Origin of the sequence: Paenibacillus sp. FSL M8-0334, assembly GCF_038000405.1 — a bacterium.
Taxonomy (GTDB): Bacteria; Bacillota; Bacilli; order Paenibacillales; family Paenibacillaceae; genus Paenibacillus_AQ; species Paenibacillus_AQ campinasensis.
In genome coordinates, this window is the sequence record NZ_JBBOCH010000002.1 from 859,085 (window position 1) to 880,158 (window position 21,074).

22 protein-coding genes and 1 tRNA gene are annotated in these 21,074 nt (G+C 53.6%); 15 read left to right on the top strand and 8 right to left on the bottom strand.

Annotation, left to right across the window (positions count from 1 at the left end):
* The first annotated feature begins 110 nt into the window (after positions 1–110).
* The 3 genes from MKX64_RS18070 to MKX64_RS18080 all read left to right on the top strand — a co-directional run bounded on the left by MKX64_RS18070 (position 111) and on the right by MKX64_RS18080 (position 3,566).
* Positions 111–1,412, top strand: a complete 1,302-nt coding sequence (locus MKX64_RS18070) for a DNA polymerase IV (protein ID WP_095397973.1) — start codon at positions 111–113, stop codon at positions 1,410–1,412.
* Positions 1,413–1,618: 206 nt separating this feature from the next.
* Positions 1,619–1,858 carry a ferredoxin gene (locus MKX64_RS18075; protein ID WP_095264012.1) on the top strand — a complete coding sequence of 80 codons (240 nt, stop codon included), beginning with the start codon at positions 1,619–1,621 and terminating at the stop codon, positions 1,856–1,858.
* 292 nt (positions 1,859–2,150) lie between these two features.
* Positions 2,151–3,566, top strand: a complete 1,416-nt coding sequence (locus MKX64_RS18080) for a L,D-transpeptidase (protein ID WP_341036890.1) — start codon at positions 2,151–2,153, stop codon at positions 3,564–3,566.
* On the opposite strand, the gene MKX64_RS18085 is transcribed toward MKX64_RS18080, so the two are convergent.
* Positions 3,563–3,700 carry a hypothetical protein gene (locus tag MKX64_RS18085; RefSeq protein ID WP_176475501.1) on the bottom strand — a complete coding sequence of 46 codons (138 nt, stop codon included), beginning with the start codon at positions 3,698–3,700 and terminating at the stop codon, positions 3,563–3,565. The genes MKX64_RS18080 and MKX64_RS18085 overlap by 4 nt on opposite strands.
* Before the next feature lie 182 nt (positions 3,701–3,882).
* Between MKX64_RS18085 and MKX64_RS18090 the strand changes: the two genes are divergently transcribed.
* From MKX64_RS18090 to MKX64_RS18100, 3 genes are read left to right on the top strand one after another with little or no spacing between them, the layout of a single operon-like run.
* Positions 3,883–4,977, top strand: coding sequence for a quinone-dependent dihydroorotate dehydrogenase (locus MKX64_RS18090; RefSeq protein ID WP_176475508.1), 1,095 nt, complete (start codon positions 3,883–3,885; stop codon positions 4,975–4,977).
* A gap of 26 nt (positions 4,978–5,003) precedes the next feature.
* The gene (locus MKX64_RS18095) at positions 5,004–5,816 is read left to right on the top strand and encodes a GTP pyrophosphokinase (RefSeq protein WP_095264017.1); all 813 of its coding nucleotides are present in this window, start codon (positions 5,004–5,006) and stop codon (positions 5,814–5,816) included.
* Positions 5,806–6,258, top strand: a complete 453-nt coding sequence (locus MKX64_RS18100; protein ID WP_179292062.1) for a DUF309 domain-containing protein — start codon at positions 5,806–5,808, stop codon at positions 6,256–6,258. The genes MKX64_RS18095 and MKX64_RS18100 overlap by 11 nt, the downstream gene beginning before the upstream one ends.
* A 153-nt stretch (positions 6,259–6,411) precedes the next feature.
* Here MKX64_RS18100 and MKX64_RS18105 read toward each other — a convergent pair whose 3' ends face one another.
* Both MKX64_RS18105 and MKX64_RS18110 read right to left on the bottom strand, forming a co-directional pair.
* Entirely contained in the window at positions 6,412–6,867 is a 456-nt protein-coding gene (locus MKX64_RS18105; RefSeq protein ID WP_095397976.1) for a PCYCGC motif-containing (lipo)protein, read from the bottom strand.
* Entirely contained in the window at positions 6,864–7,391 is a 528-nt protein-coding gene (locus tag MKX64_RS18110) for a thioredoxin family protein (RefSeq protein ID WP_341036895.1), read from the bottom strand. The genes MKX64_RS18105 and MKX64_RS18110 overlap by 4 nt, the downstream gene beginning before the upstream one ends.
* Before the next feature lie 162 nt (positions 7,392–7,553).
* Here MKX64_RS18110 and MKX64_RS18115 point away from each other — a divergent pair, with 162 nt between their 5' ends.
* The 3 genes from MKX64_RS18115 (at position 7,554) to MKX64_RS18125 (ending at position 10,824) form a co-directional block, all read left to right on the top strand.
* Positions 7,554–9,155 (top strand): RsmB/NOP family class I SAM-dependent RNA methyltransferase, encoded by a 1,602-nt coding sequence (locus MKX64_RS18115; protein WP_341036897.1) that lies wholly within the window; start codon positions 7,554–7,556, stop codon positions 9,153–9,155.
* Entirely contained in the window at positions 9,152–9,901 is a 750-nt protein-coding gene (locus tag MKX64_RS18120; protein ID WP_095397979.1) for a pseudouridine synthase, read from the top strand. The genes MKX64_RS18115 and MKX64_RS18120 overlap by 4 nt, the downstream gene beginning before the upstream one ends.
* Positions 9,902–10,023: 122 nt before the next feature.
* The gene (locus MKX64_RS18125) at positions 10,024–10,824 is read left to right on the top strand and encodes a Cof-type HAD-IIB family hydrolase (protein WP_155617672.1); all 801 of its coding nucleotides are present in this window, start codon (positions 10,024–10,026) and stop codon (positions 10,822–10,824) included.
* 151 nt (positions 10,825–10,975) lie between these two features.
* On the opposite strand, the gene MKX64_RS18130 is transcribed toward MKX64_RS18125, so the two are convergent.
* Together MKX64_RS18130 and MKX64_RS18135 are read right to left on the bottom strand one after the other, a co-directional pair.
* On the bottom strand, positions 10,976–12,355 hold the full coding sequence (locus MKX64_RS18130; protein WP_155617671.1) for an RsmB/NOP family class I SAM-dependent RNA methyltransferase: 1,380 nt from the start codon (positions 12,353–12,355) through the stop codon (positions 10,976–10,978).
* 81 nt (positions 12,356–12,436) lie between these two features.
* Positions 12,437–13,609 (bottom strand): GGDEF domain-containing protein, encoded by a 1,173-nt coding sequence (locus MKX64_RS18135; RefSeq protein WP_155617670.1) that lies wholly within the window; start codon positions 13,607–13,609, stop codon positions 12,437–12,439.
* A gap of 107 nt (positions 13,610–13,716) precedes the next feature.
* On the opposite strand from MKX64_RS18135, the gene MKX64_RS18140 reads away from it, so the two are divergent.
* The gene (locus MKX64_RS18140; protein ID WP_095264031.1) at positions 13,717–14,844 is read left to right on the top strand and encodes a glycosyltransferase family 4 protein; all 1,128 of its coding nucleotides are present in this window, start codon (positions 13,717–13,719) and stop codon (positions 14,842–14,844) included.
* A 43-nt stretch (positions 14,845–14,887) separates the two neighbouring features.
* On the opposite strand, the gene MKX64_RS18145 is transcribed toward MKX64_RS18140, so the two are convergent.
* The gene (locus tag MKX64_RS18145) at positions 14,888–15,931 is read right to left on the bottom strand and encodes a YkvI family membrane protein (protein WP_095264033.1); all 1,044 of its coding nucleotides are present in this window, start codon (positions 15,929–15,931) and stop codon (positions 14,888–14,890) included.
* 271 nt (positions 15,932–16,202) lie between these two features.
* On the opposite strand from MKX64_RS18145, the gene MKX64_RS18150 reads away from it, so the two are divergent.
* From MKX64_RS18150 to MKX64_RS18165, 4 genes are all read left to right on the top strand, one after another.
* Positions 16,203–16,775, top strand: coding sequence for a xanthine phosphoribosyltransferase (locus tag MKX64_RS18150; protein WP_095264034.1), 573 nt, complete (start codon positions 16,203–16,205; stop codon positions 16,773–16,775).
* Positions 16,776–16,883: 108 nt separating this feature from the next.
* Positions 16,884–17,213 carry a hypothetical protein gene (locus tag MKX64_RS18155; protein WP_095264036.1) on the top strand — a complete coding sequence of 110 codons (330 nt, stop codon included), beginning with the start codon at positions 16,884–16,886 and terminating at the stop codon, positions 17,211–17,213.
* Positions 17,214–17,312: 99 nt separating this feature from the next.
* Entirely contained in the window at positions 17,313–17,534 is a 222-nt protein-coding gene (locus tag MKX64_RS18160) for a hypothetical protein (RefSeq protein WP_095264049.1), read from the top strand.
* 132 nt (positions 17,535–17,666) lie between these two features.
* Positions 17,667–17,996 (top strand): carboxymuconolactone decarboxylase family protein, encoded by a 330-nt coding sequence (locus MKX64_RS18165; RefSeq protein ID WP_095264038.1) that lies wholly within the window; start codon positions 17,667–17,669, stop codon positions 17,994–17,996.
* 289 nt (positions 17,997–18,285) lie between these two features.
* Here the strand turns inward: MKX64_RS18165 and MKX64_RS18170 are convergent, their stop codons facing one another.
* Positions 18,286–18,696: a hypothetical protein gene (locus tag MKX64_RS18170; RefSeq protein ID WP_095264040.1), complete on the bottom strand. Its 411-nt coding sequence runs from the start codon at positions 18,694–18,696 to the stop codon at positions 18,286–18,288.
* A 189-nt stretch (positions 18,697–18,885) separates the two neighbouring features.
* On the opposite strand from MKX64_RS18170, the gene MKX64_RS18175 reads away from it, so the two are divergent.
* A tRNA-Leu gene (locus tag MKX64_RS18175) sits at positions 18,886–18,970 on the top strand.
* A gap of 599 nt (positions 18,971–19,569) precedes the next feature.
* Here MKX64_RS18175 and MKX64_RS18180 read toward each other — a convergent pair.
* Positions 19,570–20,472, bottom strand: coding sequence for a transposase (locus MKX64_RS18180; protein ID WP_095397981.1), 903 nt, complete (start codon positions 20,470–20,472; stop codon positions 19,570–19,572).
* Positions 20,473–21,074 lie beyond the last annotated feature (602 nt).

Genomic DNA, 21,074 nt, shown 5'->3' on the forward strand with positions numbered 1-21,074 from the left:
TAACAGAGTATGTGAAACTTTTAAAGCGCTTTGTTTTCTTGACCCTTGCCAGAGGCAGGGGTATGCTGAAATCAGCCGTAACGATATCATGATTAAAGAGGGTTTGTTTCATGGGACATATTGATGAACATTATCCGGCGAATGGCCGCGTCATTCTTCATGTAGACATGAATGCCTTTTATTGTTCCGTGCATGAAGCGGAGGAGCCGGAGAAGTATCTTGGCAAGCCGACTGCGGTCGCGGGGAGCACCGAGCTTCGCAAAGGCGTGATCGTCACATGCTCCTACGCTGCCCGGGCCAAGGGAATCCGCACCGGGATGAACGTAAGGCAGGCGCTTCGTCTGTATCCGGACCTGATCATCATTGCGCCGGATTTCCATCTGTATCGCAAATATTCCCAAGCGTTTATGAATATTGCTTATTCCTATAGCCCGCTGCTGGAAGCGACGTCGATTGACGAGTGCTACCTGGACATTACCGGCTCGAAGCAGTTCGGAACCCCGCTTGATATCGCCCGGGAAATCCAGGAGCGCATCGGAGAAGAACTGTCCCTGCCGTGCTCGATTGGCATCGCTCCGAACAAGCTGCTGGCGAAGATGGCGTCCGATATGAAGAAGCCGCGGGGTCTGTCTGTGCTGCGCATCCGCGATGTGCCGAAGCTGCTGTGGCACAAGCCGTGCATCGAGCTGTTTGGCATCGGGGCCAAAACCGCAGAGAAGCTGAAGAAGCTGAATATTTACACAATCGGTCAGCTGGCTGCAGCCGACGAGAGCTTGCTTATCCACACCTTCGGCGTGACCGGCTCCTGGATGAAGAGGGCGGCTAACGGCATCGATCATGCGCCGGTTGTCGCGGAGCGCGAGCAGAGCAAGTCCATCGGGCATACAACGACGCTGCCGCATGATATTACAAGGCTTGAAGATGCGAAGCGTGTGTTCCTCAACTTGAGCGATCAGGTGGCACGGCGGCTTCGCCGACAGGGTCTGATGGCATCAGGCGTCCAGATTACGCTGCGCACGCCCGATATGAAGACGATTACCCGTTCCAAGCAGCTGCCAACTCCGACCGAGAATATGGAGGACATCTACAGGGAAGCCTGTCTATTGTACGAGCATCATTGGCGGGAAGAGAAGCCGCTGCGCCTGCTTGGCGTCACGCTGCAGCAGCTGACGCCGAAGGAGGCGTCGGCGATCCAGCTCGACTTGTTCGAATATGAGAAGCAACCGCGCAAGGAGTCGCTGACCAAGGTGATGGACGAGCTGCGCAACAAATTCGGGGAAAGCGCCGTGCTGACCGCCGGCATGCTTAGCGATGATCCCTCGGCGCTGATTCGCAATCACAAGCGGAGGGGAACGTCCCTGCAGATGGATTTTGCCAGAGAGCGAAAGCTGGACGATGATGACGGGAGTTAGCATGCCGCTTCGGGAATCGGCCGCGTCCATATATGGTAGCTGCAGGCGGCTGAAATCGGGATTTGCCAAATGCTAAAATCAATATATTCAACAGAATTTCATTTGTATTCACAGAAAAATTGTATTAATATATGTAGAAGTGATGGGACTCACAATCATCTGGACAGGATGATGTGATGCTATAGATATACAGGAGGACGAGAGATATGGCGAAGTACACTTGGGTAGATAAAGACACCTGCATCGCTTGCGGCGCTTGCGGCGCAACGGCACCCGATATTTACGATTACGATGATGAAGGCCTTGCAGAGGTCATTTATAACGGCGACAACAACCGCGGAATCACAGAGATTCCTGAGGATATGTACGACGATATGCAGGATGCGTGCGACGGATGTCCAACCGACTCCATTCGCGTAGCTGACGAGCCGTTTAACGAAGAATAAGCGACGGCTATTACGGCATTCGGCTTTCGACCAAGGCATCAAGTTTATACCACCGGCACTCATATAAGACGTCTCCTGCTAGCGGGGACGTTTTTTTATTATGTTGAATGTCATCTCATCGGCTCGACCTGCAAGTCACGAAAGGGAAAAGGTTATGAGTAACGGGCTGTCCGTAAACGCTTCTCACAACTTAAGAGGGGTGTTTATTATGGAGGATATGCGGGTTCATACATATTATGCGGCAAGCTGCCGATATACAGGTATAGATGAATGAGAAGTGGAGGTTCTGGATGTGAAGAACTCGCTGTACCTCAAACGATATGTGGAAATGCATCCGGATAACAAGATGGCATGGTACTTGCTGGGGAAAGAATACGAGCAGGCCGGGGAGCAGGGCAAAGCCAACTACTGTTACAACCGGGCTGAGGAAGTATATGAGGCTTTTGAGCTGAGCAAGGTGCCTTCTGATATATGGAAAAATTACGAGGCTAGACTGCTGCAGATGGAGAAGGAGAGAGAGAAGCGCCGCCGCAGAATGAGACGCATGCTGCTGGCGCTCATGCTGCTTCTCCTGGCCTTCATCCCTGCGGTCAAGGCGCCCGGCGTCCCGAGCTCGCCCGAGGAAATTCTCGCCTCGATCAACAGCCTTGAGCTGGCCGATCCGGGTGCAGACCGCGAAGCGGCGTCCCCTTCGCGGCGGGGGCCGCTGTTTACCGCCGTAGCTGCGAAGGCGCAGGCGGCGGGCGCTGGCGGCGGTCCCGAAAGCACGGGTCCGCTGCCGGCGCTGCTGTCCAGCCCGGACCAGCTGCCGCCGTGGTCGGTCGCGCTCGGCATGGAGCGCTCCGGGGACTGGCTGCGCTGGAGCCGGGATATGCCGCGGCTGTATGGCGTGCACCGGGCTTCGTCCGGGGCGATCGCCATCGAGCCGTATGAAGGAGCGGCGGCGGAATGCGTATGCGAGCCGGCCGACAGCTCGTCCCTGAAGCAGGCAGCCGCGAAGTGGGCGGACCTGCAGCTGGAGACGGCTGTGCTGAGCGAGGCCGCAAGCCAATTTCGGGCGCGGCATGGCCGGCTGCCGCACAGCCTGGACGAGCTGACGCAGCCGTTCCCGGACAATTGGCTGGCCGGCAGATCCCCTGCGATGGAAGCGATGTTCGATCCGCTGATGGAGCATCTGGCCGGCCTTGCAGGGCGTCCGGAAGAGGACGGCGTCGAAGCGCCGCTCGGGCAGTGGGGCACTTCCCCGGACGGGCTTCCGTACTTCACCGAGCCGCTTGAAGTCATTATCGACCGCAAGCATCACCGGCTGGCGGTCGTAAGCGGCTCGATCCTCATCCGGAATTACGAGGTTGGCCTGGGCGGTGCCAAAACGCCGCTCGGCCAGTTTCAAATCGATGTGAAGGTGGTCAATCCCAACGGAACGACCAAAGGCCCCTACGGCACACGGGGGATGCAGCTGTCAGATACCGATTATGCGATTCACGGCACCTATGACCTGGACAGCATTGGCGCGAACGAGTCGGAAGGCTGCATTCGCATGAGCATCGCCGATGTCGAGGAGCTGTTTGATCTGGTGCCGATGGGCACGCCGGTGAAGATACAGGATGGGGGACTCCCGGGCGAGCCGCTTGTCCCGAAAGAGCGCTTCAAGCTCAAGCTGGCCAAGGGGCAGCAGAACCCAAGCGAGGAGTACCACTGGCTGGATTAAGGCTGGGCCAGAATAATGAGAATGATGATCAGAAGAATAAGAAGAGCGATGCTTGAGCCGATCCACCACAGGGCTTTCTTGTTGACCTCTTCTTTTTTCTGCTGTAATACTGGCGGTTTTCGTTTGGATGCCAAGATGCTTCCCCTCTTTCTTAAGGATTTATGATACCCCTTACATTTTATAAGGTTTGTCCCGAAATTGCTATGATCACGATTCTCTCTTGCGGGGCCGAATGGAACGTTATAACTTTCTTTTTTTGATGGAAAAGGATAAACTGAAGGGTAGAGAAATTAACTGGATGAGAGGAAGTAATGATGTGTTATATCGCCAAATAGGCAAACCTATCTTTTTCAAAATGGATCCGGAGAAAGCCCATCATCTTGTAATTGGAGGGCTTGGCCGCACCGCCGGACTGCCGGGCGGAGAAACCGTCCTGCGCAGCATGTACGGCGTCAAGGAAACCCCGGATCTGGCTGTAGATCTGTTCGGCATGCATTTTCCGACCCCGGTCGGACTGGCTGCCGGTCTGGATAAAAACGCGCAGGCGGTCAAGGGCTTCTCGTCCATCGGCTTTGGCTTTATGGAAGTGGGGACCGTGACGCCGAAGGGGCAGCCGGGGAACGAGCAGCCAAGGCTGTTTCGCCTGCCGCCGGATGAGGCGCTCATCAACCGGATGGGCTTTAACAACGAAGGCGCAGAGGCGATGGCACGCAGGCTGTCGGCATTCAAGCGGCGCCCGATTCCGATTGCCGTGAACATCGGCAAGAACAAAACGACGCCAAACGAGGAAGCGAACGCCGATTATGAGGCCTGTATTCGCACCCTGTATCCATATGGCGATTTCTTCGTGGTGAACATCAGCTCACCGAATACGCCGGACCTGCGCAGCTTGCAGCATGGCAGCGAGCTGGCTTCCCTGCTGCAGGCCGTGATGGCGGAGATGGAGCGGCAGGCCGAGAAGCACGGGCAGTCGAAGGCCGTGCTGGTGAAGATCGCTCCGGATGTGAGCGATGAAGAATTGGAATTTATGGTGAATACGATCAGCGCAAGCGGCGTATCCGGCATTATAGCGACCAATACGACGCTGTCGCGCGAGGGGTTAACGCATGGGCATGCGAAGGAGACGGGCGGACTCAGCGGCAAGCCGCTGCGCGACCGTTCCACTGACATCGTAGCCCGAATTTATAAGCAGACCGGCGGCTCGCTGCCGATTATCGGCTCTGGCGGCATCTTCACTGCCGAGGACGCCTACCGCAAAATCCGGGCGGGAGCCAGTCTGGTTGAAATTTATACGTCATTGATATACGAAGGACCCGAGGTGAATCGCAAGCTCCACTCTGGCCTGAGGGAGCTGCTGCGCCGCGATGGCTACAGCCACATATCCGAGGCGGTCGGGGCTGACCATCGTTAAGGGGTAATGGACAGGAGGCAGGAGCAATGGACGTTAGAGACTGGGGGACATTTTTGCTTCCTTATGAGCAGACTGTTGAAGAATTGAAGGTTAAATTCAAGACGATGCGCGCGGAGCTCAAAAAGCGGGAAGAATATGCGCCCATTGAATTCGTAACCGGACGGGTAAAGCGAATCTCCAGCATCCTGGACAAGGCAAAACGATTGCAAGTGCCGATGGATCAGCTGGAGACCGGCATTGAGGATATTGCCGGCATTCGCATCATGTGCCAGTTCGTGGAGGACATCCGGCGGGTTGCGGAATATATTCGCGCCCGCAAGGATTTGACGGTGCTGTACGAGAAGGATTATATTACGAATTTTAAGGAAAGCGGCTATCGCAGCTTCCATATGATTATCGAATATCCGGTACAGACCGCGCTTGGACAGAAGAAGGTGCTGGCGGAGATTCAAATCCGTACATTGGCAATGAATTTCTGGGCGACGATTGAGCATTCGCTCAGCTATAAATACAGGGAGAGCCTCCCCGAAGAGATCAAGATGCGGCTGAAAAAGGCCGGGGAAGCCGCCAATACGCTGGATAACGAGATGTCGAGCATCCGCGAGGAGATTTTGGAGGCGCAAAAGCAGTTTGAGGACAATTCCAACATTACGGCACAGGTGCTGCATGCGATCCATCAGCTCTATTTTTTCCATCTGGTGAACGAGGCCATTTCCTTCCAGGAGCGCTTTAATGTGTTGTGGCAGGCGCATGATATGGATGCGATCAAGGATATGCTGGATGAAGTGAAGCAGATGCTGGCCGAAGCCAAGAAGAAAGTTTCCGATTATGAACTATGAGCCGTTATATGTAGCTTTCCTCGTATATTTCAACCGCGACCAGGATTATTTCGAATGCCATGAGGTGCTGGAGGAATTGTGGCTGAAGAAGGACCGGGATCCGAGGTATAAAGGGCTGCTGCAGGTCGCTGTCGGGCTGTATCACTTTCGCAACGGCAACATTCGCGGCGGATACAAGATGCTGTCCAGCGCAGCTGAAAGGCTTAAGCCTTATGCTGAGGATGAGCTAGGGATCCGGCTCGGCAAGCTTGTTGGGCAGGTCCAAGATTACGCCGGAAGGCTGGCTAATTATGAAGCCCATCCGTTTCCTTATGCCGATCTGACGATTGAGATCTGGGACCCGAAGCTGCGGCGTGCAGTTGAACAGGCTGGAGCAGAGATAAAGCCGAATATTCCGCAGCGGCGCAAGCCAACCCGGGGCAAGAACAACGAGACGAAATAGAAAGAAGGGCTGCTCCACGCAGGTAGATCATAGAATCTACGGGGTGGGCAGCCCTTGCTTCTTGCTTCTGTTCATGGAACCTGCCGTATACGGCTTATAAAGATGATGACGGTAGTCGAGGCGATGCTCAGCCGATCAGCGGATTAGAGCGGATCAGGATTCAGCGCCTTTGTATTTGTCGTCGATAAACTGTTTGATTTCGTCGAGGGATTTGCCTTCCTCGTTCAGGCGTTTGGCGTCCTGAAGCTCCGTGAGGCAGATGCCGCACTGGGCGCCGTGGTCGGTCCAGGTCACTTCGCCGTCCGCGGTCTCCGCGATAAAGCAGCGATAGAGGGAATCATGATAGCCGTGCTGCTCGTCCATACAGCCGCAGTAGCATTTAATCTCCTTCAGAATAGCTTCAAGCTCGCCGACTGCAGCATAGGTTGCTTGCGTATTGTCTGTATAGCTCGACAAAAATGTCGGCATTTCCGTAAGGCTGGCCGTCGTCTCGTACCGTTCGGACTCGGCGCCGTGATTATGCTCCAGGGCGGACGGCTTACCGCCGCAGGCAGCCAGCAGCATGCCGGTGATGGCCAGCGTCAGCAGGACAGCGCGGGCACGGTTCATGATGTGCTCCCCTCCTTATACTTGTCAAAGAATGCTCTGAAATCGTCGACATCGAATCCGTTTTCCGCTCCTGGGGAAGCCAGGCCGCCCACGATGCGTTCTTTCTCTACACCGTTCTCGAAATAGACGAGAGTTGGTGTGAATTCGATATTGTAGGATCTCCAGCCCTCCTGGAATTCGCGGAGGTTATACTGGTGAAGGGTCACTCCGGACTCGTCTGCCAGAGGCATCAGCTCCGGTGTTGTCACGCGGCAGTGCGGACAGTCGGACGCAAAGAAATACACGAAGAAGCTTTCTTGGTCCTGCACCTTCTGCTCCAGTTGATCAGGCAGAATAATCTGCTGGTAGTTCGGGTCATCCAGAATTTCCCGAGTCGCCGGATTCAGTTCGGACACCTTTTTCCCGCCGTACAGCTCGCTTTTCTCCCCTTGGGTATTCAGGAAGATAAGCGCGCCGATCAAGATGAGGAAAATGCCGCCGAACACATATAAACCGGTGTAGCTTTTTTTCTTGCCGCGGCCCATTGACCCACCCCCTTATCATCAATAATAAAAGTTAGGAACTTGTCCTTTGTAACAGGCTATATTATACAATATAAAAAGTCACAGCGGAACATTCGAAAGTCCTCATCGAATCTTCAAATTACCGATACAACATCAAACTATACAGAACAGGCAGGTACGAATATGGCTTTACATCTGCCTTCGCCGTTCCAGGCGAAGATGAAATCACTATTAGGAAGCAACTTTGACGATTTTATGAATTCCTATCACGAGAGCCCGCATGCCGGGATTCGGGTGAACACCCTCAAAATATCCAATGAACAGTTCCGGAAAATTTCACCGTTTGCACTTGAACCCGTACCGTGGTGCCCTACCGGCTACTATGTCGAGGACGGCGCCCGCCCGGGACGGCACCCATATTATCATGCAGGGCTGTACTACATACAGGAGCCAAGCGCCATGTCGCCGGTGGAGCTGCTGGATGTTCAGCCGGGAGACCGGGTGCTGGATCTGTGTGCGGCGCCGGGAGGGAAGTCGACTCAAATTGCAGCCAAGCTGGGCGGGCAAGGCGTGCTGATCAGCAACGACCTGAACCCGGACCGGACCAAGGCGCTTGCGAAAAATCTGGAGATGTGCGGAGTAAGAAACGCCATCGTGCTGAATGAACAGCCGGATCGGATTGCCGAGGCGTTCCCTGCCTATTTTGATAAAATATTGGTCGATGCCCCCTGCTCGGGGGAAGGCATGTTTCGTAAGGACGAGTCGATGCTGAAATACTGGGAGGCGTCCTCGCCGCTCGTGTTTGCAGAGATGCAGCGGGACATTCTGCGGTCCGCAGTGAACATGCTGGCGCCGGGAGGAACGATGGTCTATTCAACCTGCACCTTCTCGCCGGAGGAGAATGAAGGCATGATCGCCGCGTTTCTGGAGGAGCATCCAGAGTTCTCCGTAATTCCGATTGACGCTTCCTTTGGCTTCGCCTCCGGAGAAACGGCGTGGCTGCAGCGCCATGGTCTGGCGATGAGCGAGGCGCTTCGTGAACAGATTGCGGGAACCGGCAGGCTCTGGCCTCACAAGGTTCGGGGGGAAGGGCACTTTGTTGCCGTCCTAGCAAAAGAGGGCGAGGTTAATCGCGATGAGGAGCCGCGGTCTCTTCCGCATGTGAATGGGCAGATGACTGGTGGCGAAGCTGCGCTGGCCGCAACCTCCCGCCAGGAGGGCAACAACTCCCGGAAGAGCAAGGCAGAGCTGAAGGCGGCTCGTCACGGCCACAAGGACAGAAACAGGAAGGAAGCGGCCGGGAGCCGAGGCAGCGGCAAAGGTGCGCAGGCGTTCGCGGGGGATTTGGGCCCGTTTATGGAGTTCATCCATGAACGGCTGCGCGTCGATCTGCAAGGGCATGTCGTGGTACATGGCAGTCAGATTTATATTTCAGCGCTGCCGGAGAAGGAGCGTTTGAGCCAGCTCAAAACAGTAAGGCCCGGCTGGTATGCCGGTCAGCTGAAGTCCGGCCGTTTCGTTCCCGGCCATCCGCTGGCCGTTGCCTTGAAGGCGGAGGAAGCGGCCAGGCATGTCAACCTGTCCTCGGCGGACGGTGAGGCTGTCCGGTATTTGAAGGGAGAGACGCTGACCGTGGACGAGGAGAGGATCATCTGTCATCCGGGTATCGAAACGAAGGGATATGTGTTAGTCTGTATAGACGGATATTCGGCCGGCTGGGGCAAGTGGCAGGCCGGAATGTTGAAGAATGAGTACCCTGTCGGCTGGAGGTGGACCTCGGTATGAGTTCAAAGGGAAGAACGACGATGCGGCTGGACAAGCTGCTTGGCAATATGGGGTTTGGCACGAGAGCGGAGCTGAAGAAGCTGGCCAAGGCCGGATGGATTACAGTGAACGGAGAGACCATCAAGGATCCGGGCAAACATGTGGACCCCGCCTCGGACACGATTGTGTTCGATGGGGAGCCTGTGCTGTACCGGGAGTTTGTGTACATTATGCTGCACAAGCCTCAGGGGGTTATATCGGCGACAGAGGATATGAGAGAACGGACGGTGCTGGATCTTCTGGACCCGCCGTACCGCGCTTTTGAACCGTTTCCGGTAGGTAGACTGGACAAGGATACGGAGGGGCTGCTGCTGCTGACCAACGATGGCAAGCTTGCTCATGAGCTGCTGTCTCCCAAGAAGCATGTGCCGAAAACATATGAAGCCATCGTGGAAGGCCGGGTCGATGAACAGGATATTGTTCAGTTTGCCCGGGGCGTCACCCTGGATGATGGTTACGTCACGATGCCGGCAGAGCTGACGATTCAATCCTGTGAGGAACAGGCGGAGGGCAGCTTTATTTCACGAATTTCGCTGATCATTCAGGAAGGGAAGTTTCATCAGGTGAAGCGGATGTTCCAGGCGGTAGGGAAGAAGGTAGTCTATCTGAAGCGGGTGCGCATGGGCGATCTCCGGCTGGATGAATCACTGCCGCTGGGCGCTTACCGGGAGCTGACGGCGGAAGAGCTGGCTGCGATCGGAAGGTAAATTGGTCCTTGCCCGGCCAAACTCGAATCGTGTATGGCAAGGTTCAGCTTGCAGGTCGCTTCGCTTGTGGCGTCTTGCATGTTTGAATATATATATATCATGGTCAAAGGATGGGTGGAGAAATGACGTACAAACTGGTAGCTTTGGATGTGGACGGGACACTGCTGAACGATGAACATGAAATGACGGAGCGCACCAAAAATACGGTGATGGAGGCGGCCAGGCAGGGAATTGAAATCGTGCTGTGCACGGGCCGTGGTCCACAGAACTCCATTCCGTTCATGGAGAGCATGGGGCTGGAGGGCTATGTGATCAGCCATAACGGCGCTGCTACGGTGGAGGTGGCTACTCGTACAATTGTGCATCAATTCGAGATGGACCGTGGGGGACTGACACCGTTCATGGAGTATTGCCGCGAGCAAGGGATTCATTTTGACATTAACACGGCCTTTGAGATGTATGTGGATCATGTGGAGGCGCTTGCCGGTCCGGTGCGCTACATGTATGAAAACTTCCTGATGATGCCGAGCAATCTGCCAGCCTGGGAGGCGCTTGCGGACCCGGTTGTGAAATTCACGGCCTTCGGGGAATCGGCTGATCTGGACCGCGTGTTTGAAGCGTGGAGCAAGTGGACGCTCCCGTTCAATATGCTGCGCAGCGGCGAGTATTTCATCGATCTGATGCATCAGGAGGCCTCCAAGGGCAACGCGCTCGCACAACTGGCGGCGAAGCGGGGCTACAAGCCGGAAGAGGTGCTGGCGATTGGCAATTACTACAATGATATTACGATGCTCACCTATGCCGGTATGGGCATAGCGATGGACAATTCCCCGGTGGAGGTCAAGGCGGCAGCCGACGCGATTACGGCCTCCAACAATGAGGATGGCGTGCATGAAGCGCTGGTGAAGTACTGCTTGTCTTGAATGTAAGGGCCGGGATATGAAGAAAAAGGACCTGACGGAAGCGGCGTGCGCCGAGTTCGCGACAGATTAGCTTGTAATCGATCTGTTTGCGATAGAAGCGCTACAGGCTGCTCTTCCGTTTGGTCCTTTTGTGTTTGTAATAATGGTCCGGCTAGCGCAGTGAGCGAAGCCCTTTAGGCAGATGGTTCTTCAGCTGGCCGCTGCTGGCTTTGCCCCAGCCGACAGGCAGTCCGTCTGTCGTCACAAGCGTCCAGCCGCGGTAGTCAGGGTCGACCGGCAGCGTCTCGCCGCGCAGAAACGCGGCGATTTCCGGCGAATCGGCGGACAGATTCCAGCTTCTTGCGGCCTGCTCGGGACGGGAAGCCATCGCGAGGGCGTGAGCGGGTTCAATCCGGTTCTTCTTCAGATGCGCGAGATGAAGGCCGGCACGGGGGATTTTGAGGCCCCGAAGCTGTCGCTCGGTCCAGGTCCAAGACGCGTTCTCCGGCAGCCAGTACAGCTCGTCCCCGAACAATAACGGACGGCCGGATGTCGGTACGAAGCCGGGGAGATCCTCTCTGGCCCATTCCAGAAAAGCCTGGTAGGCTGCTTGTTCCGGGGCCTGCTTGGCACGCTTTCCGCCTTTGCCAGCAGGCCTCGTATCTTGAACGCCCCCTTCGAGCTCATCGGAAGCGCCACCCCTCTTCCTTACTACGGCTACGAAATGTCCTTCCCCGCGCTGCAAATGCGGCCAGAATCGCTCCATCTTGAGCAGCTCCAGGTCCGGATATTGAGCGAGCATTCGCTCCACCATCTCTTCATTCTCGGCCTTGTTGAACGTACAGGTGGAGTAAGCAAGCGTGCCGCCAGGCTTCAGCATGACGTAAGCCTCCTGGATGATGTCCCATTGGCGGGCTGCACACAGCTCTACGAGCGCAGGCGACCATTCCTCGATGGCGCCGGGATCTTTCCGGAACATGCCTTCGCCCGAGCAGGGCGCATCCAGCATGATTCGGTCGAAGCTTGCCGGGAATCTCCGGGCCAGCTCATCCGGAGCGGCGCAGGTGACAACCGCATTATCAATTCCCATTCGTTCTACGTTCTCTGCAAGAATCCGAGCCCGTTCGGGGTGAATTTCATTGGACACGAGCAGGCCCTTTCCTGTCATTTTGGAGGCGATGTGCGATGTCTTTCCCCCGGGGGCCGCGGCGAGATCAAGAACGGTTTCGCCGGGTTGCGGATTCAGCATTTCCACGGCTGACATGGCCGAGGGCTCCTGAATATAATATAGTCCGGCAGCGTGGTACGGATGACGGCCTGGCCGCATGGTCTCCTCATAATAATACCCATCCGCACACCATGGAACCGGGGTCAGCTCAAACATGGAAATCAGGGCGCGAACGGCTTGATCGGCTCCATCCGACTTCAGCCGGTTCAGCCGAAGGCCGTGGGTGCGCGGTGCGTTGTAACTATCCAGAAATTCATCCAGCGTTTCACCCGCAAGTTCCTTCATCCCGGAAACAAACGCCGCTGGCAGTTTTTCCTCTCCCATCGGTACAGCTCCTTTTATGTAAGAAAAATGGTGCGTAATCTGTGATGTCAGCTTAGACGGTCACTACAAGGTCGCGTTAAGCTAAGCCGGACTTCCGGCAGCCGCTTCCTTGGATTTAGGGGATGCCTCCTTCATGGAGCGGTAATCGGTGACTTTATTTTTGCCAGTCGTTTTGGAGCGATACATCGCCTGATCGGCTTGCTTCATCAGCTCGTCGCCCTGCACGCCCTGGCGCAGTACACTGAAGCCAACGCTGATGGTGACGATCGTTTCGCTTGCGACTCTGGCACGAATGCTCTCGGCTACCTGGGCAGGCTTGACCTTGCGGTCAACGACGAGGGCCACCAGCTCTTCACCGCCATAGCGTCCAGTTAGGCCGAGTCCATCCAGCTCCTCCTGCATGATCGCAGCGACTTGCTGCAGCACTTCGTCCGCCTTGGCATGACCTTGCGTGTCGTTCAGCTTCTTGAAATTGTCGATGTCGCAGAAGATAACCGCGATCTTCAGCTGCTGCTCCACATACTGCTCCAGATGCTTCGTGAAATGCTTGCGATTATACAGCCCGGTCAGGCCATCGGTGATCGAGGAACGGTAAATCGACTGCATCAGCTCGACAATGCGCCGGAACAGGACAAAAAACACAATAGCATAAAAGACAACCGGCAGAAATGGCACCGTGTTGTTCAGTGCCGGCGGCATCGTCAGACCGTAGCCGGATGCTGTTTTCATTGCTGCCCAAACCGCATAGGTGAGAAGTCCGATCGTGTATTTGACCGGCTGTCCGATTTTTTTAGGGATTCGGAGCAGGCACAGCACAATGACGGCCCCGTGCATCAGATCGAAGCTGACCTTCTGCCATAGCGGATCCACCGGAAAAGGAAGTACGGCAGGCAGAATCAGCAGAGCGAGAATCGCCAGTGTGAACAGAAGCGGCATCCAGAAATGGCGCTTCTTCATTCTCCGATATAATAGCAGGACCGCGGTGTTTAACAGAGCGAAGGAGAATAGCTGGAGGGCTTGCGGGGTTGCGGAAGTCGCCCCGAGTGCAGGCGCTGTCCCCAAAGCCGAATGGATGTTCAGTCCTTCGTATGTCATAATAAAGAAGAACGCTGCCGCCATATAAATATAGGCCTTCTTGCGCTGCTTGGTGTACATAAACAGACACATCATCAACATCATCAAGGCGATACACAAGCTGCAGACGGCCGCGATCAACGGCAACAAAGAGGGCCAAGAGGCCGCTTGATAAGACAAATGGACTCACTCCTGATAGGGATAGGTTTCCTTTGCATGAAACATATGTTCTAATATATCATAACGAAAAAGTATCTGAAAAGAGATTAGAGAAAGGGGGATTCCCCATGAAACTACTTCAAGCCTTATTTTTTCCTCCGGAACAGCCTGGCGGCGTCTCTTCCATGATTCCATATCTTCAGGAACGGTTTCATTCCCCTCGCTGGGAAATGGAGCTGTTCTGGCTTCCGAAACGGATCCGCAACAAGGGCCAGGAGGAGCCGATATTCCATACCTTTGATTGGAGAGAGTTCGAATCCAGCCCTGTCGTCGCCAAGTATATTCAGACTTACCGCGATTACCTGTGGTGGACCCGTCTTCGCATCCAAAAGCCATATGATCTTATCCATAGCCATCATCCGATTCCAGGCATGGCCATGAAGGCGGTCTTCCCGGATACGCCCCTGATTCAGACCGTGCACTCCAGTTACGAAAGAGAGCTTATTCTGAACGGAAGAATCAAGGAGAACGGGCTTGAGCACCGCTTTCTCGTTTCCTTATATAAAGAGCTGGAGTTTATCAGCGATCGGCTGATGACCGTATCGAACTCATTCAAACATTATATGACGCCTTACGTAGAACGCCCTGAAGACATCGGCGTGATTCCGAACGGCTTTGATGAGAAAAGATTCAAGCCTGTCCCTCATGAAAATGTCGTGCCCCAGCTGATTACGGTGTGCCGGCTCGTCCCAGCCAAAGGGCTGGACGTTCTGCTTAAAGCATGCGCCGAGCTGAAGGAGCGGGGTCATGATTATGTGCTGCATATTATCGGGGACGGTCCTTCCCGGCAGGAGCTGGAGGAAATGGCGAAGGAGCTTGGTATATACCAGGAGACGATTTTTTACGGATATACCCTTCATCCGGAGGAGTTTATGCCGTTCTTCGATATTTTTGTACTGCCGTCCAGAGCCGAGGCGTTCGGATCGGTGTTCGCAGAGGCTGCGCTGAGCTGTCTGGCGCTGGTGGGAACGAATGTTGGCGGTATAGCGGAGCAGATTGAGGATGGGGTTAACGGCCTGCTGGTGCCGCCGGAGGACCCGATGGCACTGGCAGACGCTTTGGAGAAGGTGATCGGCGATCCGCTGTATCGCTACGAGCTTGCGCGAACCGCCTGGGACAAGGCGAAGAATCAATATTCCTTGTCTCGTTCAGTCAATGAGCTGAAGAAAATGTATTTGCAGTTTCGCCCTCGGTAAAAAGAACCGTTGTGTCAGAAGGGAACAGCAGCGAGCTATCGCTTTATTCCCGAAGTGCAGGCTTGCCGAACAAGGTGAGCCGCAGCACCCATAGCAGACAGAGCGCTCCGAACATTGGATACAGCAGCGACAACAGCGAACTGAAGCCGAACTGGCTGAATATATAGCAGAAGAGCATGATGCCAAGTGTGATGATGCGTGGCGACAGCGTGGTCCGCTGCTGGACCAACAGGGTAATGCCGTAAATATTGGCTACAAAGGTGCTGAAAATTTCCAGGAAGATCAGCATCAGATAGATGATTTGCACCACCAGGCCAAGCTGGTTGGCGATGCTGCCCATCGGAATTTCATACTGAGATATGCCGGGCATTTGGGCTGACATCGCGAAATGGGCTGCCATCAGCATGAATCCGACGCCTGTGCCGCCGATAATTCCTCCCCATTTTACCGCGCGGTGACTGTCGGTTTGACTGCCAAGCGGAACGAGGACCGGCATGGCCATCACCAGGTTGAAGGCGGTGTAGAGCAGCGGGGCTATCCAGGCATAGGACAAGGGATGGTCGGATGTCAGTGTCAGGAACCGGGAGGAGCCCGGGGAATGAATCGTTTGCGATATAATGACAAGCGACAGCGTGAGCATCATGGGAACGACAAAGCTGTTCATCGTCATGATGGAGCGAATGCCTTTGCGCAGAATAAAATAGGTGCCGATCATGGTCACGAATAGCCCCGTCTGGTAGCTAAGGTTCAGATGCTCCATAAATACCGAGCCGGCTCCGGCCAGCATAATGCTGTTGACGCCCAGCAAAATAACAAACATGAACAGGCTGATCCATCCGCCCGATCGTTCGCCGAAGAGATGTTTGTTCAAGTCTTCGAATGATTTGGCCTGAATGCGCCTGGATATAATCATGATTTTAGTTCCGAGCCAAATGAACAGCCCTGTGGCGAGCACGATCGTGATGGTAGCCCAATACCCGTATTGGGTAAAAAACTCCATGATTTCGCGTCCGGTAGCAAAGCCGGCACCCACGATCGTTCCGATGTATGTAAATGCGATTTGAAATACCCGAAAATGGTTTCGCAAGCGTCCCCAGCCTCCCCCGTATCTGCTTCTCTCATCTGTTCCTATAGTACAAGGTATGCCTGTCTGGGCTGGGACATGACTCCGACCTGTCCCTATTTCAGTGTGAGTGATATGTCATATACACTGGGCCCGCTGGGTGGTATAAAGATGTTAATGTAAGATAATGTTCCCTGCCAGGTTAGAAGAGGAGAGAGGGAACGTCGTTTATACTTGCCGGGCACCGATGATTTATGTTACTTTTACGTCAAAGGATTGGGTGGGAGGTCAACGTATGGAGTGGTTAAAGGAACGAATTATGCGTGAGGGTGTTGTGCTCTCGGATCAGGTGCTGAAGCTGGATGCGCTGTTGACGCATCAGGTGGACCCGGCACTGATCATGGAGATGGGCCGTGAATTTGCCGAAAGATTCAAGGAGCAAGAAGTGACCAAGGTCGTGACGCTGGAGTCATCCGGCATCTCGGTTGCCTTTGCAACCGCACATCATCTCGGTGTGCCAATGGTATTTGCCCGGCGCAAAAAAACGCTGTTGGCCGATCCTGATGCATTAAGCGAACGCGTGCCGTCTTTTACGAAAGGGATCGTAACGGACATTATGGTATCTCGCCAGTTTATTACTGAGAATGACCGGGTGCTGTTCATCGATGATATCATTGCCAACGGCGATGCTGCCCGGGGGCTGATCAAGATCATACATCGAGCCGGAGCGAGGCTGGTCGGGCTCGGTGTGGTGATCGAGAAGAGTTTTCAGGCCGGAGCGCGTACGCTCAGAGAGCAGGATGTTCGGGTCGAATCGCTGGTCGACATCACATCTTTGGAGAATGGACAGGTTCATTTTGGTAAATAAAATCATGACATGTTGCGTTATTCCAGCCTAAAAATTCAAGCAACGACTTTTCGCTAGGGCCATTTTGCCGTATAATAAAGGAGTAGGCAATAGAGAGGAGGCAGCACCATGGGGAAACAACCTGTAACCGAGCCGTTCCTGATTGAGAAGCTGAATGAAGCGAAAATTCATTTCGAACGCGCTCTGGATTGTAAGCATACGGAGTTCGATGATCTTTATCCCTATATGATTGAACATCCTCAGTTTTTCTGGTATAAGCGTTATGTTGCCTGGTCGGAATTGCTGACGATTGCCGGTCTGTGTGAGGAGCTTTCCTTCGATTGGAGAGAACAGTTCACTCCTCAGCAGGTGGAGTATATAGAGAAACGTGTCATGTCTTCAACGGTTCTGGATTTCTGGTACGAGAAGAATGACAGCATTGAGCCGGCCCAGCGCTAAAGGCTCGAAACCGAATACCCGAAAGACCTAAATGACCTCATTTAGGTCTTTTTTTAAGACCAAAACGAAATACGAGTGAGGGAGGCTGAAGATATGAGTATGATCAGTGATGAACGTTTGGACGAGCTTCGGCTGTCAGGTGAGCGGGTTCGCGTGGTGCGTGATGAACTGGAGAGCAACGATGTGATTGGCATCGTTGTGGCCTGGGACCCGACCCATGTGATTATTCGCCGCAGAAACCGGCGCGTTGTGAAATTAGACCGGAATTACAGCTACCAGCTGTACAGCGAGCCGCGCCAAAGTCGCCTGGAGGACAATTAAGCGACCTTTCCGAGAGTCTGAGAACTGACCCAGTACAACTGTGAATCCGGTGCCCCTGTGCGAATAGATCAGCTAATGGACGGATATCTTATACTGGGAAACAGACCATTAGGAGAGAGGTGCACACAAGCGATGGAATTGTCACAGGATAAAGTGTCGGCTTATAAAAACGAAATCACCAATATGAAGCAGTCCATGCCTGAAATGACGGAGGCATATCATCAATTCACAGGCGTCTGCTTTCGTGAAGGCGAGCTGGACGAAAAGACAAAGCAGCTGATTGCGCTTGGCATCAGCCTGTTTGCCAACAATGAGCTGTGCACGTTGTACCATATGCAGGAGGCCCGCTCCAAGGGGGCTTCAGAGCAGGCGATCATGGAGGCAGTAGCGGTCGCTTCAGCAGCGAGTGCTGGACATGCCATGGCACAGGGACTTATGCGCGTGCAGCCCAATTTGCATTAGGTAGCACGAGGCGCTGCATCCAAGATCAAGATGATAGCAAAGAATTAGCCGCTTTCCGGTGGGGAGAGCGGCTTTTTCGATGGGATAAGGCAGACTCGGAAAGCTATCGCTAAAGTTATCGCTAAAGTTATCGCTAAAGTTATCGTTAAAGTTATCGTTAAAGTTATCGTTAAAGTTATCGTTAAAGTTATCGTTAAAGTTATCGATAAATTTAGCGATAGAAGGAACTGCCATAATAAAGTAGCCATTGTCGCTGCTCAGCATGAGTATGGGGCAAGGATGGCCTGATTCAGTGTGAGGCAGCAGCAGCGTGCGGCTGACCGGGACCAGGATCGCTTGCATGTAGCCCGAGGTAAGCCCGCATCCGCTCCATCATCTCCTTGCGGAAGGACGGCCACAGGATTGTTATGGACCCGACATAACCTCGGCACGCATAACGGGCTTCAATACCGTCGTTCCCCTTGCGGATGTCATACACCTTGATGGTGCGCCTGCTGAATTCCTGCTTCACTTCGCGAAGCAGGATCGCCGCCTGCTTGGCGCCGTTGCCGACAACTTCCACATAGAGCTGCGGGGTCTTGAATACGCCGCTTTCCTGAATAACCCGGCAGTCCCGCTCAAATACTTTGTGAATGAAGGTCAGCAGCAGATAGCTTTTGATCAGCGCGCGTTCTTCCGAGGTAACAGCCGGTATGGCCATTATGTCCACCACCCTTTATATAGAAAATGTTTATTTAATGAGAACTTATGTTCTTATTTTAACCGAAAGTATCGAAAATAATCAAGTTTTTAAAAAAGTGTTGACTCGATTGTTAAGCCGTGATACTATATATCTTGTCGCCGCGATAAGTAACTACTGAAGATACCATTGCGATGGACAACATATTATGCGGTCGTGGCGGAATTGGCAGACGCGCACGGTTCAGGTCCGTGTGGGCTAACCCCCCGTGGAGGTTCGAGTCCTCTCGACCGCATTTTCATCTTCAACCCTTAAACTCTTCTATCTAGGATAGAAGAGTTTTTTAGTTTTTATATACATAACTTTCGCCGCGAAATCCTCTCTGCTCTGTTGGTTGCTCTCTCCTGGTTGCTCTCCTGGTTGCTCACTGCTGGCTCCTCGAAGCATACTCCACGCCCCTCCACGCCCCCTATGTTTGGAGAGCTTTTCACCATTATCCCGTTTGATCAGGTAATCAGGAACAGCTAATTTGGAGGAAGAACATACTGTTGGCGATGGAAGTAGGAAATAGGAAGTAGGAAGTGGGCAGATTGTATTGAGATCTTAAGACGGCCTGAGGACAAGATGCCAGGATTAAAGAAAAGTGACTTACGGATCAAGGACGGATTTAAGGGATTAGGTGAAAGTTAGCCAGACAGGTAATGTGCCCCCAATGAGGTGAAGTGGGACGAATCAGATGATTTGTGTGAGTCAAGAACTGCTGCACGATGATCAGCGTGACGCTTTGGACAATACATTAATGGTGGGAGCTAGCATGAGAGCTACCACGAGAGCTACCACGAGAGCTACCATCATCAAAGTAACGATGATTTCAGATAGAATCCGACATCTCATTCAGGCTACTGCTGCAAAGGGCTGATTCGTTTGGCGGGCGATCAACTGGTTGTAGGAAATGCCGGGGACAGCCACACACATTTGCAGCAACCGCTGTCCTATCGTTACTTCCGCTTCGGACAAACGGAGCCAGCGGCGTCCTGTGAACTCGTTCAGGTACGCCTGCAGATGTTTCGATTCCAATGCTCCATAGGTGCTTTTTAGTGATTTCCACGCTTCTCTGACGATGTTCCGCAAGGGGGAATACAACCGAAAAGCTTGAGGGAACAGTCTGACGTCGGATGTGAGGCTGTCCACGTGCTCATCAATGAAGGCGGTTAGATCGCGGCGTGCTGCCCATCTATCGCTTCCTCGCTGCTGCTGCACCAGGCGAAGTTTGACCTGCTGCGGTTCACCGGTCTCGTCAACCGTGCAGCCAGCGACGACAGCCGAGGCATGCGGATGCGAAACTGTACAGCGGTCAGGATTACGCCCGTACTGATCGCTGTTGACCTTCACGTCGCCGTAGAGCAGTTCGCGGGCATCAAATTCCCCGAGAGCATGGCGTATTTTGTGAAGCATTAACCACGCGGTCTTGTAGGTAACCCCAATCACCTGACTCAGCCGTGTCGCCGAGATGCCGTCAGGAAGCAGGAACAATTCCAGGGTGATGAACCACTTGAGCAGCGGCAGACGAGTGCCTTCAAAGATCGTGCCGACGAAAGGCGACGTTTGATGCTTGCAACGTCCACACTCAAATAAGGGGATACGCCGGGAACTCAGACGGCAGCACTTGGTATGATCACAGCGCGGACAAATAAACCCGTTTGGCCACTTCATGGCAATCACCGCCTCGATGCAGTCCTGCTCGCTCTGATAACGGCTATGGAAAGATGGAAGCTCCGTTGCAATGTGGATCATCATATCCCCTCACCCCGAATTTAAATTTACGTACATAGGCTCCTAATCTAAAGATAATAGTGACAACCGAACTTGTGTTCCATTTATTTCATTATACCAAACATATGTTCCTTAATCAACCGAAAAAGATTAATTAAAACGTCTTATTTCGTTTGATTTTTGTCAAACCACTTTCGACTAAATGAATAGAGGGCAAATTGAAAAGTTGAATAGCTGAATAGTTGAATATCAGAATAGTTGAATTTGAGAATATCAGATTAGCTGAATAGCTTAGAAGCTGACCGTTACTTGCTTTTACATTTCCTGCTGCTTGCTTCCCTGAGCGAAAGGGATAATGGTTAAAGGGGTGGGGGAGAGGATAGGTGGCGGCGAAGGGGGCGGTGGCTGAGGCAGGGCTGTCACGGGAACAATTGCAGGGATTAACGCAGGGATCAGAGTAGGACTCAATGCAAGGCTCAATGCAAGGCTCAATGCAAGGCTCCAAGTAGGACTCAACGTAGGGATCGACGCAGGGATCAACGCAGAGATCAACGCGGGATCTACGTAAGAAGCGAACGTAGGAGAGGCCCTTCGCGGGGCCTAAAAAAGATGCAGATGCATAGATA